The 16,397-nt window shown below is 70.3% G+C and carries 16 protein-coding genes; 12 read left to right on the forward strand and 4 right to left on the reverse strand.

Annotation, left to right across the window (positions count from 1 at the left end; genetic code table 11):
- Nucleotides 1-80: 80 nt before the first annotated feature.
- The 3 genes from ACZ6SF_RS07735 (at nt 81) to ACZ6SF_RS07745 (ending at nt 3,523) form a co-directional block, all read left to right on the forward strand.
- Nucleotides 81-1,556 (forward strand): NAD(P)/FAD-dependent oxidoreductase, encoded by a 1,476-nt coding sequence (locus ACZ6SF_RS07735; protein WP_466061176.1) that lies wholly within the window; start codon nt 81-83, stop codon nt 1,554-1,556.
- Between the two features lie 77 nt (nt 1,557-1,633).
- The gene (locus ACZ6SF_RS07740; RefSeq protein ID WP_466061177.1) at nt 1,634-2,491 is read left to right on the forward strand and encodes a hypothetical protein; all 858 of its coding nucleotides are present in this window, start codon (nt 1,634-1,636) and stop codon (nt 2,489-2,491) included.
- A gap of 168 nt (nt 2,492-2,659) precedes the next feature.
- Complete coding sequence (locus ACZ6SF_RS07745) at nt 2,660-3,523, forward strand: hypothetical protein (RefSeq protein ID WP_466061178.1); 864 nt, start codon at nt 2,660-2,662, stop codon at nt 3,521-3,523.
- Nucleotides 3,524-3,555: 32 nt separating this feature from the next.
- Here ACZ6SF_RS07745 and ACZ6SF_RS07750 read toward each other — a convergent pair whose 3' ends face one another.
- Nucleotides 3,556-5,052: an MFS transporter gene (locus ACZ6SF_RS07750; RefSeq protein WP_466061179.1), complete on the reverse strand. Its 1,497-nt coding sequence runs from the start codon at nt 5,050-5,052 to the stop codon at nt 3,556-3,558.
- Between the two features lie 138 nt (nt 5,053-5,190).
- Here ACZ6SF_RS07750 and ACZ6SF_RS07755 point away from each other — a divergent pair, with 138 nt between their 5' ends.
- Together ACZ6SF_RS07755 and ku are read left to right on the forward strand one after the other, a co-directional pair.
- Nucleotides 5,191-6,297 (forward strand): lycopene cyclase family protein, encoded by a 1,107-nt coding sequence (locus ACZ6SF_RS07755; protein WP_466061180.1) that lies wholly within the window; start codon nt 5,191-5,193, stop codon nt 6,295-6,297.
- A complete protein-coding gene (gene ku, locus ACZ6SF_RS07760; protein WP_466061181.1) occupies nt 6,297-7,214 on the forward strand; it encodes a non-homologous end joining protein Ku in 918 nt (305 codons plus the stop codon). The genes ACZ6SF_RS07755 and ku overlap by 1 nt, the downstream gene beginning before the upstream one ends.
- Nucleotides 7,215-7,221: 7 nt before the next feature.
- On the opposite strand, the gene ACZ6SF_RS07765 is transcribed toward ku, so the two are convergent.
- Nucleotides 7,222-7,719 (reverse strand): GNAT family N-acetyltransferase, encoded by a 498-nt coding sequence (locus ACZ6SF_RS07765; protein WP_466061182.1) that lies wholly within the window; start codon nt 7,717-7,719, stop codon nt 7,222-7,224.
- 171 nt (nt 7,720-7,890) lie between these two features.
- On the opposite strand from ACZ6SF_RS07765, the gene ACZ6SF_RS07770 reads away from it, so the two are divergent.
- A complete protein-coding gene (locus tag ACZ6SF_RS07770; RefSeq protein WP_466061183.1) occupies nt 7,891-8,796 on the forward strand; it encodes a universal stress protein in 906 nt (301 codons plus the stop codon).
- A 19-nt stretch (nt 8,797-8,815) separates the two neighbouring features.
- Here the strand turns inward: ACZ6SF_RS07770 and ACZ6SF_RS07775 are convergent, their stop codons facing one another.
- Nucleotides 8,816-9,727: an LLM class F420-dependent oxidoreductase gene (locus ACZ6SF_RS07775; protein ID WP_466061184.1), complete on the reverse strand. Its 912-nt coding sequence runs from the start codon at nt 9,725-9,727 to the stop codon at nt 8,816-8,818.
- Between the two features lie 158 nt (nt 9,728-9,885).
- Between ACZ6SF_RS07775 and ACZ6SF_RS07780 the strand changes: the two genes are divergently transcribed.
- Together ACZ6SF_RS07780 and ACZ6SF_RS07785 are read left to right on the forward strand one after the other, a co-directional pair.
- The gene (locus ACZ6SF_RS07780) at nt 9,886-10,776 is read left to right on the forward strand and encodes an alpha/beta fold hydrolase (RefSeq protein WP_466061185.1); all 891 of its coding nucleotides are present in this window, start codon (nt 9,886-9,888) and stop codon (nt 10,774-10,776) included.
- Between the two features lie 164 nt (nt 10,777-10,940).
- Complete coding sequence (locus tag ACZ6SF_RS07785) at nt 10,941-11,831, forward strand: alpha/beta fold hydrolase (RefSeq protein WP_466061186.1); 891 nt, start codon at nt 10,941-10,943, stop codon at nt 11,829-11,831.
- Here the strand turns inward: ACZ6SF_RS07785 and ACZ6SF_RS07790 are convergent.
- The gene (locus tag ACZ6SF_RS07790) at nt 11,779-12,822 is read right to left on the reverse strand and encodes an MsnO8 family LLM class oxidoreductase (protein ID WP_466061187.1); all 1,044 of its coding nucleotides are present in this window, start codon (nt 12,820-12,822) and stop codon (nt 11,779-11,781) included. The genes ACZ6SF_RS07785 and ACZ6SF_RS07790 overlap by 53 nt on opposite strands.
- Before the next feature lie 226 nt (nt 12,823-13,048).
- On the opposite strand from ACZ6SF_RS07790, the gene ACZ6SF_RS07795 reads away from it, so the two are divergent.
- From ACZ6SF_RS07795 to ACZ6SF_RS07810, 4 genes are all read left to right on the forward strand, one after another.
- Nucleotides 13,049-13,384: a histone-like nucleoid-structuring protein Lsr2 gene (locus tag ACZ6SF_RS07795; protein WP_466061188.1), complete on the forward strand. Its 336-nt coding sequence runs from the start codon at nt 13,049-13,051 to the stop codon at nt 13,382-13,384.
- Nucleotides 13,385-13,657: 273 nt separating this feature from the next.
- On the forward strand, nt 13,658-14,719 hold the full coding sequence (locus tag ACZ6SF_RS07800; protein ID WP_466061189.1) for an alpha/beta hydrolase: 1,062 nt from the start codon (nt 13,658-13,660) through the stop codon (nt 14,717-14,719).
- A gap of 142 nt (nt 14,720-14,861) precedes the next feature.
- Nucleotides 14,862-15,854, forward strand: coding sequence for a fused (3R)-hydroxyacyl-ACP dehydratase subunits HadA/HadB (locus tag ACZ6SF_RS07805; protein ID WP_466061190.1), 993 nt, complete (start codon nt 14,862-14,864; stop codon nt 15,852-15,854).
- Between the two features lie 74 nt (nt 15,855-15,928).
- Complete coding sequence (locus tag ACZ6SF_RS07810; RefSeq protein ID WP_466061191.1) at nt 15,929-16,381, forward strand: SgcJ/EcaC family oxidoreductase; 453 nt, start codon at nt 15,929-15,931, stop codon at nt 16,379-16,381.
- The last annotated feature ends 16 nt before the right edge of the window (nt 16,382-16,397 follow it).

Below are 16,397 nucleotides of genomic sequence, written 5' to 3' on the forward strand. Positions count from 1 at the left end.
CACCGCTACTGCTACTACCGTGTGCGTTGTCAGGAAAAGATCACCCGGGCAGCACCGGCCCACCGCTGCGAGGAGCGACCATGAGCACGCAACCTGTTGGAAACGGCCGGCACCGCGTCGTCGTGATCGGGTCCGGATTCGGCGGCCTGTTCGGCACCAAACACCTCAAACGGGCCGATGTCGAGGTCACCCTCATCTCCAAGAGCACCACCCATCTGTTCCAGCCGCTGCTGTACCAGGTCGCGACCGGAATCCTGTCGGTGGGCGAGATCGCCCCCGCCACCCGCCTGGTGCTCCGGAAACAGAAGAACGCCCGGGTGCTACTCGGCGAGGTCACCGATATCGATCTGGAGAACCGCACCGTGACCTCGGTACTCCTGGGCGAATCGACCGTCACCCCCTACGACAGTCTCATCGTCGCGACCGGCGCCCAGCAGTCCTATTTCGGTAACGATCAGTTCGCCACCTTCGCGCCGGGTATGAAGACCATCGACGACGCCCTGGAGTTGCGCGGCCGGATTCTCGGCTCCTTCGAACAGGCCGAGGTCGCACGCACGCAGGAGGAGCGCGACCGGCTGCTCACCTTCGTGGTCGTCGGCGCCGGCCCCACCGGGGTCGAACTCGCCGGGCAGATCGCCGAACTCTCCGATCGCACGCTGGAGGGCACATTCGACCATATCGATCCCCGCGACGCGCGCGTGATCCTGGTAGAGGGCGCGGGCGCGGTACTCGGCCCGATGGGTCCCAAACTGGGCGGTAAGGCGCAGCGGCGACTGGAGCGGATGGGCGTGGAGATCCAGCTCAACGCCATGGTCACCGATGTGGACGCGCACGGTGTGACGGTCAAGGACCAGGACGGCACCACCCGGCGGATCGAATCCGCGTGCAAGGTCTGGTCGGCAGGGGTCCAGGCCAGCCCGCTGGGCAAGATGCTGGCCGACCGGTCGGCGGGCACCGAGGTGGACCGGGCCGGCCGCGTGGTGGTGGAACCGGATCTCACCATCCAGGGCCATCCGAACGTCTTCGTCGTCGGCGATCTCATGTCGGTGCCGGGCGTCCCCGGACAGGCCCAGGGTGCGATCCAGGGCGCCACCTACGCGGCGAAGCAGATCAAGGCCGAGACGGCGGGCAAACAGGCCGCCACCGACCGGCGGCCGTTCAAGTACTTCAACAAGGGCAGTATGGCGACGATCTCGCGATTCAGCGCGGTCTGCCAGGTGGGCAAGCTCGAGTTCGGCGGTTTCATCGCCTGGCTCGCCTGGCTGGCCCTGCACCTCTACTACCTGGTCGGGTACCGGAGCCGGATCATCACGATCATCCAGTGGTTCGTCACCTTCCTCGGCCGCAGCCGCGGGCAGATGGCGGCCACCGAGCAGTGGATCTTCGCGCGGCTGGCCCTCGAAGCGGTGTACAGCGACAGCGAGGAGAGCGAGGAGATTGTGCGCGGAGCCGCCGGCCGACGGCCCCAGGGCCCGGTGGGTGCGGGCTCCGACACGGCCACCGAAACCGACACGCCGGACAGCGAGAAACCCGCGGGCAATCGAAAAGTCGGCTGACCCCGCCGACATCCCGGACCCAACCCCTCCTCGGAGCTAACATCGGGCAAACCGATAATCTCCGGAGAGAGGCGACTATGGGTAAGCACAGCACTACCGGTGTGACCCGGCGCGCTGCCGGTTCGGTCCTCGCGGCGGGCGCCCTCCCGCTGATCGTCACCCTGATAGGGGCCGGCACCGCCGAGGCCGAGGCGTTTCCCGCGCCGCCGCCCATCCCGTCGCTACCGGCGAATGCGCCGTTCCCCGCGCCGAATCCGATTCCGGACCCGCTACGGCAGGCCACCATAGCGGCGCAGGACGCGGTCGCGTCCGCCACCGCCGCCGTGACGGCCGCCGCCGCGCCGTTCCTCCAGCCCGCCGTCGCACCGCTTCCGCTTCCGGCGGTCGCGGCCGACCAGCACCTACCGGGCACCCGGCCGGTTCCGGAGAATTCCTATCTCGCACCCCAGGGCGAACTGCACCCGCCCGTTCCGGTGGCACCGGCCGCGCCCATCGAAGCGCCGCCCGGCACGTTGCGGATCGGCACCCTGATGATGACCTCGCCGGTCGACGTCCGCGAGGTCAATGCCGGCGCGGCCCAGGCCGAGGCCCAGCTCTCGACCTTCCTCGATTCGGTGGGAATCGACCGCAGCCGGGCGGACCGGATGGCCGCGCAAACCCTCGGGACCGCCGCCGTCGGCGCGGCCATCGGTACCGCGGCCGCCGCTCCGGTCGCCATCCCGTTCGCGATGCTCGGCGCGGCGGCGGGATTCGTCGCCGGGATCCCGTTCCTGCCGACCGGTCTGGTGATCGGGCCGGTTCTCGGCGCGGCGATCGGGTACGGCATCGTCACGATCCCGGCCATGATCGCGGGCGCCGCGCTCGGTGGCGCGATCGGGGCGACGGAGGGCTTCACCGCGCCGCCCTTCGGTATCCCGCCCGCCTCGGCCCCCTGATCCGGCGGTCCCCGGCCGGGCCGGCAATCCGCGGGCACACTCCCCGCGCCACCACTCGCGCCCGGCTCCGGCCACGCCCGCAAAGGCGTCTGGACAGGCAGATCCCATCCGCGGCCCGCTCCGGTCCGAATGTCGTGCATACCGACAATTTCCCGGAGAAAGGCGACCATGGGTAAGCACAGAGCTACCGGTCCGTCTCGGCGGGCTGCCGGCTCGGTAGTCGCGGCGGGCGCGATCCCGCTCATCGCGACACTGATCGGCGCCGGTACGGCCAATGCCGAAGCACTCCCCGCTCCACCCGCGTCATCCCCGATCCCCGCCCTGCCGGCGGATCTGATCCTCACGGCACCGGCCACCACCGATCCCATCCGCGATCTCACCACCGGTGTACACGAGGCGACGCAGGTCGCCGTCCGGTCGGCAGCCGATACCTTCGGGATCGCCGCCGCACCTTTCCTGCCTCCGGCGCCCGCGCCGGCCGCGGTCGCCGACCCGCTCCCGGCGCCCGCACCCGCGACCCGCCCGATGCCCGAATACGCCTATCTCGCCCCGCAGGGTGACCTGCACGCGCCACTGCCGGTGGCACCGGTCGCACCGATCGAGGCGCCGCCGGGCAAACTGCGCATCGGCAACATCATCATGGACGCGCCGTTCGACGTCCGGGAGATCAATACCGGTGCGGCGCAGACCGAGGCCCAGCTGGCGACGTTCCTCGATTCGGTGGGCGTCGAACGCAGCCGGTCGGACCGGATCGCCGCCCAGACCATGGGTTCGGCCGCGATCGGCGCCTCGGTCGGCAATACGCTGGCCTCCCCGATCGCGGCGACCTCCGCCATGGTCGGCGCCGTCGCCGGATTCATCTCGGGGATCCCCTTCCTCCCCATCGGGCTGGTGATCGGCCCGGTGCTCGGCGCCGCCATCGGCTACGCGGTGATCGCGGGCCCCGCGATGGCGGCCGGCGCCGCGGTCGGCGGCGCGATCGGCGCGGCCGACGGTTTCGCGGCGGCGCCCTACGGAACCCCGCCGCAGTGATAACCCGGCGGCTCAGCGAGCCGCCGGGCGCCCTACCGGCCGGTCGTCCGCGCGGACGACCGGCCGTTCTTTCCCACGACGACCGCGACCCCCGCCATCAGCAGCAGAACCGCCGCACCGGCCGCGAGGGCGGTATGCGCGCCGGTGACGAACGCGTCCCGTGCCGCGTCCAGGAGCGCGGAATCGGTTCCGTACCGCTGGATCGTCTCGCCCAGCGTGGGCGCGAACTCGCCCGACGACCGGAAGACCAGCGCGGCCAGCGACCCCAGCAACGCCAGACCCAGTGCGTTGCCGAGCTCGAAACTCGTCTCGGAGATACCGACCGCGGAGCCCGCCCGTTCGGCCGGCACCGCGGCCACCGCGACTTCCGAGACCAGCGTGAACACGATCCCGTAGCCGACTCCGGCCAGCGCCGACCCCGCGACATACCAGCCGGCGCCGCCGTCGGCGCCGATACCGAGCACCAGCAGATTGCCGATCGCGGCCACCAGCAGTGCGAGGGCGAACGCCCAGCGCACCCCGAGCCGGCGGCCCACCGCCGCACCGCCCACCGAGAACACGAACACGGTGACGGCCATCGGGATCCCCAGCAGCGCCGCCCGCAGCGGATCACGCCCGGTGACCGATTGCAGCCAGATACTGCTCAGATAGCTCAGCCCGGCCAGCGACATCATGCTCGCCGTACTCGATCCGATGGCCAGCGAGAATCGGGCCCGGCCGAACAACGACAGGTCGAGCAGCGGTTCGGCGAGCCGCCGCTGGCGCCGCACGAAGATCGTGAGCACGCCCACCCCGACCAGAGCACTCAGCAGCGCTTCCACGTCGAGCCCGTACTCGGCGATATGTTTCACCGCGTAGACCGCGGGCAGGATGCCGCCGATGGACAGCGCGACACTCGGCAGATCCAGCGGGCCCAGCGCCGAGGCCCGGTGTTCGGGTAGCAGGATCGGCGCGAACACCAGCAGCACCAGCAGCACCGGCACATTGATCAAGAACACCGAACCCCACGAGAAGTGGTGCAGCAGGATGCCGCCGATGATCGGCCCCACGGCCGAACCACCGGCGAAGAACGCCGTCCAGATGCCGATCGCGGTGGACCGCTGCCGCTGATCGGGGAAGAGATTCGAGATCAGGGCCAGACTCGACGGCAACAGGGTGGCGCCACCGATGCCCATCAGCGCCCGCGCGGCGATGAGCACTCCGGCGCTCGGCGCGAAGGCCGCGAGCACGGAGGCGATACCGAAGACGGTGGCCCCGGCCAGCAGCACGTTGCGGCGGCCGACGCGGTCACCCAGATTGCCCATGGTGATCAGCAGACCGGCGATGAGGAATCCGTAGATGTCCAGAATCCACAACTGCTGCGCGGCGGTCGGATCGAGGTCGGCGGTCAGGGTCGGCAGTGCCAGGAACAGCACCGACATATCCATCGACACCAGCAGCACCGGTAACAGCAGCACGGCCAGACCGAACCAGCCGCGCCGGCCGCTGTCCGCGGCCGGCGCGGCCCGTGCCGCCTCCAGATTCGTCATCCAGGATCCCTTCCCGGTCGGTGGTTCACCTAGTCGTAACACGCCCGGGGTTCGCCGCTGTTCCGGGCGGGCGCCGCGAATATCGCCGATCACACCCCGGTCCGACCGGTTCGGGCCCGTTCGTGCTTCGATCCACCGGTGAGCCCCGATATCGTGGTCTGCGGCCTGGGCCCGGCCGGGCGCGCGCTCGCCCACCGCTGCCTGGCCCGCGGCATGACGGTCACCGTGGTGGATCCGCACCCGGGGCGGCGCTGGCACGCCACCTACGCCGCCTGGGCCGACGAACTCCCCGGCTGGCTCGATCCCGCCACCGTCGCGGCCACCGTCGCCGAACCGCGTGCCCACGGACAGCGCGAACACCGGATATCCCGCCCGTACGCCGTCCTCGATACGGCCCGGCTGCAGACCGGCCTCGACCTCACCGGCGCGACAGTGGTGGCCGCCCACGCGGTCGCCCTCGACCGGCACCGGGTGCGATTGGATACCGGCGAGTGGCTGCGGGCCGGCCGGGTGGTGGACGCCCGGGGCTTGCCCCGGCGGCGCGGTGCCGCCGAGCAGACCGCATACGGTCTGGTCCTGCCCCGGACCGAACGCGCCGATTCCGCGCTGTTCATGGATTGGCGCGCCGATAACGGGGCCGACCCGCACGCACCGCGCTCGTTCCTGTACCACGTCCCGCTGGGCGCGGATACCGTGCTGGCCGAGGAAACCTGCCTGGCCGGCGCGCCCGCGATCGACCCGGGCGAACTGGCCCGGCGGCTGCGTCACCGCCTGCGGGCCCGCGGTATCGAGGTGCGCGGTGACGAACCGGTGGAGCGGGTGCGGTTCCGCGTATCCGGCGGCGCGCCCGGGCCCGGCGCCTTCGGGGCCGCGGGCGGATATCTGCATCCGGCCACCGGGTACAGCGTGGCGGCCGTGCTGTCGGCCGCCGATACCGTCGCCGCGGGCGGATCGGGCTGGACCGCCTCGGCCCGGGCCGTGAACCGGCTGCGGCGGGCGGGGCTGCGGGCACTGCTGGCCCTTCCGCCCGCGGAACTGCCGGGTTTCTTCGACGCATTCTTCGATCTCGATATCGAACTGCAACGCGCCTATCTCTCCGACCGCGGCGACCTCGCCGGAATGCTCGGTGCGATGTCGCGGATCTTCGCCGCGCTACCCGGTTCCACCCGGGCCCGGCTCGCCGCGGCGACACTCCATTTCCCGGCGGCCTCGCACACGGGGTCGGCTTCGGTCATCATGGAGTGATGCGGTCAATCTGGAAAGGCTCGATCGCGTTCGGGCTGGTGAATGTCCCTGTGAAGGTGTACACCGCCACCGAGGACCACGATATAAAATTCCATCAGGTCCACGCCAAGGACGGCGGCCGGATCAAATACGACCGCGTCTGCACGGTATGCGGGCAATCCGTGAAGTTCGCCGATATCGATAAACAATACGAATCTCCGGACGGCGATAAAGTCGTACTGACCGACGACGATTTCGCCACATTACCGGTGGCCGAGAAACACGAGATTCCGGTCCTGCAATTCGTGCCGTCGGACCAGATCGACCCGATCCTCTACGACAAGACCTACTACCTCGAACCGGATTCGACCACTCCCAAGGCCTACGTCCTGCTGGCCGCCACCCTCGACCGGATCGACCGCACCGCACTCGTGCACTTCACCCTGCGGCAGAAGACCCGGCTCGCCGCCATGCGGGTGCGCGACGGCATGCTGGTGCTGCAGACGCTGCTGTGGCCCGACGAGGTGCGGGCGGTGTCGTTCGAATCCCTGGAGGAGGCGACGGCGCCGCGGCCGCAGGAGATCACAATGGCCGAGACGCTGGTCGAATCGATGTCGGAGGATTTCGACCCGGATCAGTACACCGACGAATACCAGCGTGAACTGCAGAATCTTCTGGAGGACGCCATCGCCCGCGGGGACGGCAAGGCGCCCGAACGTCCCGAAGCGGCGGCGGAGGAATCCGATGCCGAGGTCGTCGATCTCGTGGCCGCGCTCCAGCGCAGCCTGGAGGCCAGTGGCGCCCGGGGCGGCGATTCGGACTCCGGGAAGAAGAAGCCGGCCGAGACCACCGCCCGCAGATCCACGCGGGCCAAGGCGCCGGCCAAGAAGGCCGCCCCCGCGAAAGCCGACCGGAAACGGACCCGCAAGGGCGCGTGAGCCCGGGTCACACCGCCTGGATGTACCACTCGAGCGCACCCTCGGGGTCGCGCTCGGTGTGGTGGTAGTGGAAGCCGAGGTGCCGGGCCAGCGCGACCGCGCGCGCGTTCCCGGTCGCGATCCGCAGTACCGCCTCGTCGGCCAGATCGTGCCGGGCCAGATACCGGCACGCCAGCACCAGCGTCCGGCCGGCCACGCCCCGCTCCCGCCAATTCGCGTAGATCCCGTAGCCGATATCGGCCTGCCGCTTCGCCAGGTATTCCTGTTCCAGCGCCAGATCGAGCGTGCCGGCCAGCGCGCTGGTCGCGACCTCCACCACGCCGAATGTCCTACGCGGGCCGGCCGCCGCCCATTCCGCCGCGCAGCGTTCGAATTCGGCCACGACATTCGGGGTCCCGGGGCCCGCCGAGGGGCGCACCGATTCTCCGTCCTGGGCGGCCAGATGCGCCGCGGCGTCGGCGACCTCGATCGGCCGTAACCCGATCACCCCATCCGATATCAGCACGCGATCATGATCTGCATATTTCCCGGCGTTCGACAAGCCCCGCCCCGGCGCGCCGTCCATCGAATTCGCTGGTAGACCATGCTGTGAACCCTCGGGATTCGGCGCCCCGATCACGCGGACACGCCCCGCCCAATACGGCCGGCGCCGACCGCCGGGTGAATACTCGGGCCTATGACCGATAACGCAGACGACCCGCATCGGCTGGTATCCGCTGCCGTGGTGGTGGGCGCGGACGGCACCGCTGCCGCCCATTCGGCCATCCGCTGGGCCGCGACCGTGGCCGCTCGCAGGAGCCGGCGCCTGGTGATCGCCTACGCGATGAATTCGACGCCGGCCAAGACCTGGCTCATGGCCTACAAACCGATGGTCGACGAAGCGGTCCAGATGTTGCGGACCCACGGCGAGCAGGCCCTGACCACCGGAGCCCAGGTGGCGCGGGAGGCGGCGCCGGACGTCACGGTCGATACGTACCTCTCCGAGCAGAACGCGGCGAAAACGCTCATCGAACTGTCCAAATCGGCGCATATGGTGGTGCTCGGTTCCCGGCGCGGGGGCGCCGTCTCGCACCTCGGATCCACGATTCTGGCGGTGGCCTCGCACGGCCGCGGCACCATCGTGGCGGTGCGCGAGGGCGGCGAGGACCGGACCGAGGGTCCGGTGGTCGTGGGTGTCGACGGGAGCCCGGTCGGCGATACCGCGGTGGCCGCGGCCTTCACCGAAGCCGCCGAACGTGAGACCGAACTGGTGGCGGTCCACACCTGGAGCGATCTCACCTTCACCGAATTCGCCAGCACCGGCTATATCGAGATCCCGGCCGAGGATCTGCAGACCGCGGAGCAGGCGGTCCTGGCCGAGCGGATGGCCGGCTGGCAGCAGCGGTTTCCCGAGGTCACCGTGCGGCGGGAGGTCTATCCGTCGACTCCGGCCCAGCATCTGCGGGAGTGGTCCGAACGGGCCCAGCTCGTCGTCGTCGGCAGCCGCGGACGCGGCGGGTTCCGCGGTCTGCTGCTCGGGTCGACCAGCCAATCACTGATCCAGCACGCCGCCTGCCCGGTCATGATCACCCGGCCGGGCTGACCGCGCGCGGGCGGTCCGCTCAGCCGTTGAGCGAGGCCAGCAGCTTCCGGGTCCGCCGGGCGTCGTCGCCGCCGGCGAATACCGAACCCACGAATTCGGTGGCCCCGGCGTCGAACACATCCCGGATCCGGGCCGCGACCTGCTCCTCCGAACCGATGATCGCCAGGTCCGCGGGGCCGGCGGCGCCTTCCCGATCCATCATCGCCCGGTAGGACGGCAGGGTTCCGTACATGGCGAAGGTCCGGGCGGCCGATTCGCGCGCGCCCTCGATATCGTCGGTCACCAGCACCGGCAGCGAGCAGACGATCCGCGCGGCGGGCCGTCCGGCTTCCGCCACGGCCGCGCCGAGCGTAGGGGCGATATGGTCGCGGATGGTGGCCGGGCCGGTCATCCACAACACCGTGCCGTCGGTCCGCCGCCCGGCCAGGCGCAGCATCTGGGTACCCATGGCGGCCAGCAGGACCGGTATCCGCCCTTCGTCGGGTATTCCCAGCTCGAGATTGCCGGTGAGGGTCTCCCCGGTGAACGCGGCCGGTTCGTGGTCCAGCAGCGGTTCCAGGACCGACAGGTACTCCCGCATATGGCGGGCGGGCCGTTCGAAGTCGTATCCGAACATGTTCTCGATGACCACCCGGTGCGACAGCCCGATCCCCAGGGTCAGCCGGTCCGGGCCCACGGCGAGCGCGGTGGTGCGGGCCTGCTGGGCCAGGGCGCCGGGATGACGGGGATAGGTGGGCACCACCGCGGTGCCCAGTTCGATCTCCGGGACCCGGCTGCCCGCGACGGCGAGTGCGGTGAGGGCGTCGAAGCCGAAGATATGGGAGAGCCAGGCGGAGCGGAAGCCCTCGTCGGCGCTGCGGCGCAGATCGTCGGCGAGCCGCTGCAGGGCGTCGGCCCCGGTACGTTCGCCGAGCAGAATTCCGATTCGCACTGCGGGCCTCCTGATCGTCGGATGATGGGTCCGGACCTCGTGGTTCCGGGTGCCGAGCCTACTCGTGCGGCCCCGGCGCCCGTGCGGCACGCCGACACCCCCGCCGACGCGCCCGCGACGTCCTCGACCGGCGCCCCGCGGCGGTGCATGCTGTGGGGATGGACGAGTTCGCGAACTGGAGGTCGAACGGGCAGCGCTTCACCCATCGCGGGCACCAGATCTTCTGGCAGACGGGCGGAACCGGTTCCGGCGGCGCGCTGCTGTGCCTGCACGGGTTCCCGACCGCGTCCTGGGATTGGCATCTGGTCTGGCCCGATCTGTGCGAACGTTTCGCCCCGGTGCTGGCGCCGGACCTGATCGGCTTCGGCTGGTCGGCCAAACCGCAGCAGTACGACTATTCGATCGCCGACCAGGCCGATCTGTCCGAACAACTGCTGCGGGAGCAGGGTGTCGGGCGATTCCACATCCTGGCCCACGACTACGGCGATACCGTCGCCCAGGAACTACTGGCCCGCGATGCCGAACGCCGGGCGGCCGGGGACACCTCGCTGGTCGTCGAATCGGTCTGCCTGCTCAACGGCGGCCTGTTCCCCGAGGCCCACCGGCCCCGGCCCATCCAGCGCCTGCTCGCGAGCCCCCTCGGACCACTCGTCGGCCGGTTCGGCAACGAGAAGACCTTCGCGCACAGCCTGGCGGCGGTTTTCGGGCCCGACAGCCGGCCCGACGACCAGCAGATGCACCGCTTCTGGCTGCTCTGGTGCAGCAAACACGGAAAACGCAACGGCCACAAGGTGATGCACTATCTCGCCGAACGCCGCGCCCGGCGGGAACGGTGGGTCGGCGCGCTGGCCCGGCCGCAGGTCCCGGTCCGGTTCGTCGACGGCGTCCTCGATCCGGTGTCCGGTGCGCGCATGGTGCGCCGCTACCGGCAACTGGTGGCCGAACCCGATGTGGTCGAACTGGACGCGGTCGGGCACTATCCGCAGCTCGAGGCCCCCGCCGAGACCATGCGCGCGTTCCAGGAGTTCCACGGCACCCGGGTGGGCTGACCGAGTGCCGTTCCGGCACACCACCGCAACACGTGACCGGTCCGGGCGCCGCGTGCGTGCGGCAGGCCACCGGCGCTGCTAGCGTCGCGGGCAGGTTCCATCCGATCGCCGGGGGTGCGGGGGCGCGTTCGCGGCGGCGATCCCGCAGTGAGGTGACACCGGAAGTGGTCGATATACAACACGGGCCCGGGGCGGCCCGGCATACCCAGGGCGTACCGGAATGGGTGACCACCCGCGACGGCCGGCGCCTGCACACCATGGTCCTGCCGGGCCCGGACGAGGGCGGCGGCGCGACAGTGGTGTTCGAGGCGGGCGCGGCGGCGACGCGTTCCTCGTGGGGGCTGGTGCAGCCCGCGGTCGGGCGCTTCACCCGCGCGGTGGTCTACGACAGGTCGGGGCTGGGTCTCAGCCCCGCCGACCCCGGCGGCCGCGACCTCGACCGGATGGCCGCCGATCTGGTCGATGTTCTCGATCATTTCGGCGAGGGCCCGTTCGTCCTGGTCGGGCACAGCGCCGGTGGACCGATCGTCCGAGCGGCGGCGGCCCGGCGGCCCGCCGCCGTGACCGGGCTGGTCCTCGTCGATCCCACCGACGAGGCAGCGCAGATGCTGTTCGGCCGGGCGTTCCGGCGCGCCGAACGGGTGATGCTCACCGTCAACGGCGTCCTCGCGCGGGCGGGCGTGCTCGGAGCGTTCTTCCGCGGGATGCGGAAAGCCGTGCCGGAGGATGTCCGAGCCGATCTGGAACGCGAGGCGTTCGAGCCCGGGATCATCCGCACCCAGGCGGCGCAGTGCCGGACCTACCTCGACGATCTCGAGCGCTGGCGCGATACCCCGCCCGACCTGGGCGATATTCCGGTCACTGTGGTGTCGGGCGGCCGCGCGGGCGACGGGATGAACACCCGGATCCGCGCGGTCGCGAACGCCTCCCATGCCCACCGGGCCGCACAGTCCCCGGCCGGGCGGCATATCGTCGCGCACGAATCCGGGCACTACGCCCCGATCACCGAACCGCGACTGCTGGCGGCCGAGATCCGGCGGCTGGCGATTCCGTGACCGGATGCGCGGTGGACCGGCCGTGGACGATCCGGGCCAGCGCGGCGTCGGAGGCGGCCAGCGCGGCACGGTCGTAGGTCGAGGTCGTGGCGAGCAGTTCGGTGGCCCCGGTGCGCTCGGCGAGCTGTTCGAGCCGGCGGCGCACCGTCGCCGGCGATCCCGCCGTCGCGGCATCCAGGTTCGCCTCCACCCGGCGCCGGGTCTGATCGCTCCACCGCCGGGATCCGATCGACGGCGCCGGTTCCAGTGGCGGGAATTCGCCCGTCCTGCGCGATTCGGCCATCGCCCATGCCTCGGGTAACGCCAGGTCCCGGGCCTGTTCGTCGGATTCCGCGACGAAGACGTCCAGGGCGACCATGATCTCGGGTCGCGGCGTGCGCGGGCCCGGTACGAACTCGCGCCGGTAGCGCGCCAGCGCGGCATCCAGTTCGGCACTGTGCAGAATCGGGCCGCCCAGTACCGCGGGTAATCCGAGCCGGGCGGCGATCTCCAGCCCCCGGGCGGTGGCCAGGACGAAGACCGGCGGGGGGCTGGAGATCGCCGGATGGGCGGTCACCGCCGCGGTCCCGTCCAGATAGCCGAGCAGTTCCGCGATATCGGCCTCGAACCGGTCGGGCTCCCCCGCGCCCTGTCGCATGGCCCGGCGCACCGGAGCGGTGAAGGCCGGGGAACGACCAAGCCCGAGATCGACACGACCCGGGTACAGCGCCTCGAGCACGAGGAATTGCTCGGCGACCACCAGCGGCTGGTGATACGGCAGCATCACCCCGCCGGAACCGATACGGATCGAGGAGGTGCGCGCGCCGAGCGCGGCCATCAGCACCGGCGGCGAGCCGGAGGCGATACCCGGTACGGCGTGATGTTCGGCCACCCAGAACCGGCGGTATCCGGATGCCTCCGCGGCGACCGCCCGCGCGACGGTATGTGTGAGGGCGGCGGTTTCCGGCTCACCGGTCCGGGTCCGCGACCGATCCAGTAGCGACAACTCCATCTCCGGGCCAACACCGGGCCCGCCGACCGTCTTCCCGCACCGGCCCCGAGACCCGCGTTCACCGGCCCGGTCTGTCGTCACCGGCCGTATCGCCGCACCGAACTCGTACTGGCCCACCGCATTAGCACACCCACCGTAATCGGGTTACCGGGTGCCTCCGATTCGGACCGGCCGCGGCGATTCGCCTACGATTGTCGAGATCATCTGCCCACCCCCGGAGGATTGTATGGCGCGCAAGGTCATCGTTGAGCTGGTCGACGACTTCGACGGCAGTTCCCAGGCCGAGGAAACGGTCACACTGGCTCTCGACGGTGTCGCCTACGAGATCGATCTCTCGGCCGCGAATGCCGAGAAGCTGCGCGGCATCCTCGGCGCGTGGGCGACCCATGCCCGCAAGGTCGGCGGCCGGGCCCCGAAGGGTAAGCGGCATCTCCCGGCGGCCGGCGGGAATCAGCAGACCCAGGCCATCCGCGAATGGGCCCGTAAGAACGGGATCGATGTGTCGAGCCGCGGGCGGATCTCCGCCGAGGTCGTCGATGCGTACAAGAAGGCTCATCAGTAGCCGGTGGCGATCGGGCGGCCGATGGGTCGCCGCCACGTGGTCGCGCCCGCCCGCCGGCGCCGGACCGGGACGGTCCGGTCATACCGGCGACCGGTTCGCCGCGAGTAAGATCACAAACAGGTAACGACGCGTTCATCCGGAACGACACCCGGACCGTATGCCGAGGCCGTGGCAGGGCCACGCGATCGTCGGCATCGGCCGGAACCGCGAGGCCGGGCATTCGCCCACCTCGTCCGGCCCTGTGCTCAACCGGATGAAAGGCCCTGCTCTGCCATGCCCACCCCGTCGTTCCGGCCCGCCGTGGGCCGCCGCTTCTGGCCGGCCACGGCCGCCCTCGCCGCAATGATCCTGACCCTGTCGCTGTTCAGCGGTGGCACACCGGCCGCCCGGGCCGCGTTCGATCCGTCCGGAACGGATTTCTGGGTCGATTCGAGCATGGGCCCGGTCAAATCGCGGATCTTCCGCGCCGCGGACGGCAACACCTCCCGCGTCGTCTACGCCCTGGACGGTATGCGGGCCCGCGAGGATCTCAGCGGCTGGGAAATCGATACCGATATCGCCCGGGAATTCACCAAGTGGAATATCAACGTGGTGATGCCCGTGGGCGGGCGGTCGAGTTTCTACACCGACTGGAACGCACCCAGTAATTTCCTGGGCGTACCGCCCGGATCGGGCTCGGGCAACGGCTCCTCGTCGGGATCGGCGTCGGGATCGGGCGGTCTGCAGGTGCTGTCGGACGGGCCGGGAAAGTCGACCCGCTACACCTGGGAGACATTCCTCACCCGGGAACTGCCCACCGCGTTACGGGACCGCCTGGGCTTCGCCGCTCAGCGCAACGGCGTGTTCGGCCTGTCCATGGGCGGTAGCGCCGCGCTCACCCTGGCCGCGCAGTATCCCGCCCAGTTCAGCTTCGCCGGCTCCTACTCCGGGTATCTGAACATCTCGGCGCCGGGTATGCGCGAGGCGATCCGGGTCGCGATGATCGACGCCGGCGGGTACAACGTGGACGCCATGGCCGCCCCGTGGGATCCCAAATGGCTGCGGATCGACCCCTTCGTCGCGGCACCGAGGCTGGTCGCGAACAACACCCGGCTCTGGGTCTCGGCGGCGAGCGGGATCCCGGCCGCGACCGACGCTCCGAGTATCAACACCGTCAACGGTATGGCACTCGAGGCGCTCGCCCTGGTGAACACCCGGGCCTTCCAGGTCCGGATGGCGACGCTGGGCGCGGGCAATGTGCATTACGACTTCCCCGCGTACGGTATCCATGCCTGGAACAACTGGGCCGACCAGGCGTTGCGGATGCTGCCCGATCTGTCCGCGAATATCGGATGAACCCCCGGTAGGCAAACGGCCCGAGCCCGCGCGCATCCACTGCCGCGGCGACGTTCGAGAGGTAGAGTGCGCCATCGTGCCACCCGATGATGTAATTGTTTCTCCCCCTGCGGAATTCACCCCGGTCGAATCCGCTCCCGTTATGCCGGTAGGCGACAGCTATCACGCTCGGGACCACTATGTCGTCGGGCGGGAGAAAATCCGCGAATTCGCCCGCGCGGTACAGGATCATCACCCGGTGCACTGGTCCGAGGACGCCGGTATCGAATTCGGTTACGGCGGACTCATCGCCCCGCCGACATTCTTCTCGGTCCCCGGATTCCTGGCCCAGACGCAGATGTTCGAATCGGTGATGGCCGGCTACGACCTCAGCCAGATCATGCAGACCGACCAGGTCGTGCGATATCACAGACCGATCCGGGCCGGCGACCATCTGCATTTCGAGATCCGCCTCGACTCGTTCCGGCAGGCCTTCGGCGGCGATCTGATCGGATTCGAGAGCCTGGTCACCGACGCCCGCGGCGAGCCCGTGCTGTCCTCACAGATCAGCATTGTCGGCCGCACGGGCATCGAGTCCGGCCTCGCCGATATCGGCGAGCGGGTCCTCATGCACGGTTTCCGGCCGGGCAGCGCGATACCGGCGCCGGCGCGGGCCACGAACCCGGTTCGGGCCGGCCGCGGTGGCGGATCACCGGCCCCGGCCCCGGCCGGCCCCTTCGCCACACCGTTCGAGTCCGTCGCCGTGGGCGACGAACTGCCCCCGCGAACCGTCCGGCTGAACCAGGGCGATCTGGTGAACTACGCCGGGGTGTCCGGGGATCCCAACCCGATCCACTGGAGCCAGGAGGTCGCCGGCCTCGTCGAACTCGACGCACCAGTCGCGCACGGCATGCTGACGATCGGCCTCGGCGCCGGGTTCGTGACCTCGTGGCTGGGCGATCCGGGTGCGATGCGCGAATACGCGGTCCGGCTCACCAGCCCGGTATTCGTCACCCGGGAGGGCGCCGAGGTGGAGTTCACCGGCAAGGTCAAGAGTACGGATCCGGACCTGCGTACCGCGACGATCGCGATTACCGCGAAACACCGGGGGCGCCGGATCTTCGGCCGGGCCACCGCCACGGTCCAGCTTCGCTGACCGACGCGGGATACCGGGGGGCAGCACTCATGCCGACTTGACCTGAACAAAGATTCAGGTTCGAGACTTACCGCATGAGCGAAACCCCGCATACCGCCCGGCCCACCGTCGAGGACACCACCACCGATCACACCCCCGATATCACCGAGATCGAACGCCTCGTCGCCGACGTCGAGGCCGGATACAACACCAACGACGCCGCCCTCATGGTCGGCGGATTCACCGAGAACGCCGCCGCCGGCAATGCGGTCGGCGCGGTGATCCGCGGCTATCCCGCGCTCCTGGATTCCGGGCAGCGCGGCCTGGCCGGGTTCCTCCGCGACGCCTATGTCCGATACGACGTGGGCGATATCGTCTTCCTCCGCCCCGATATCGCCATCGCCCACAAGTCCGCACGGGCGACCACCGCCGACGGCACACTCCTCGACCTCGAACCGGCGATGGTCGCGCTGTACGTGCTGGTCCGCGAGGAGGGCCGCTGGTGGGTGGCGGCCCGGCAGAACACCCCGGTCCCGGCACGGTCCTGATCGCCCCGGTATGCCG

The sequence above is a fragment of the Nocardia sp. NPDC049935 genome (genome assembly GCF_055586645.1).

Excerpts from the sequence above, each read along its gene's own strand:
- ACZ6SF_RS07735 (WP_466061176.1), top strand. The coding sequence starts at position 81 with ATGAGCACGCAACCTGTTGGAAACGGCCGGCACCGCGTCGTCGTGATC.
- ACZ6SF_RS07740 (WP_466061177.1), top strand. The coding sequence starts at position 1,634 with ATGGGTAAGCACAGCACTACCGGTGTGACCCGGCGCGCTGCCGGTTCG.
- ACZ6SF_RS07745 (WP_466061178.1), top strand. The coding sequence starts at position 2,660 with ATGGGTAAGCACAGAGCTACCGGTCCGTCTCGGCGGGCTGCCGGCTCG.
- ACZ6SF_RS07750 (WP_466061179.1), bottom strand. The coding sequence starts at position 5,052 with ATGACGAATCTGGAGGCGGCACGGGCCGCGCCGGCCGCGGACAGCGGC.
- ku (WP_466061181.1), top strand. The coding sequence starts at position 6,297 with ATGCGGTCAATCTGGAAAGGCTCGATCGCGTTCGGGCTGGTGAATGTC.
- ACZ6SF_RS07770 (WP_466061183.1), top strand. The coding sequence starts at position 7,891 with ATGACCGATAACGCAGACGACCCGCATCGGCTGGTATCCGCTGCCGTG.
- ACZ6SF_RS07780 (WP_466061185.1), top strand. The coding sequence starts at position 9,886 with ATGGACGAGTTCGCGAACTGGAGGTCGAACGGGCAGCGCTTCACCCAT.
- ACZ6SF_RS07790 (WP_466061187.1), bottom strand. The coding sequence starts at position 12,822 with ATGGAGTTGTCGCTACTGGATCGGTCGCGGACCCGGACCGGTGAGCCG.
- ACZ6SF_RS07795 (WP_466061188.1), top strand. The coding sequence starts at position 13,049 with ATGGCGCGCAAGGTCATCGTTGAGCTGGTCGACGACTTCGACGGCAGT.
- ACZ6SF_RS07800 (WP_466061189.1), top strand. The coding sequence starts at position 13,658 with ATGCCCACCCCGTCGTTCCGGCCCGCCGTGGGCCGCCGCTTCTGGCCG.
- ACZ6SF_RS07805 (WP_466061190.1), top strand. The coding sequence starts at position 14,862 with ATGCCGGTAGGCGACAGCTATCACGCTCGGGACCACTATGTCGTCGGG.
- ACZ6SF_RS07810 (WP_466061191.1), top strand. The coding sequence starts at position 15,929 with ATGAGCGAAACCCCGCATACCGCCCGGCCCACCGTCGAGGACACCACC.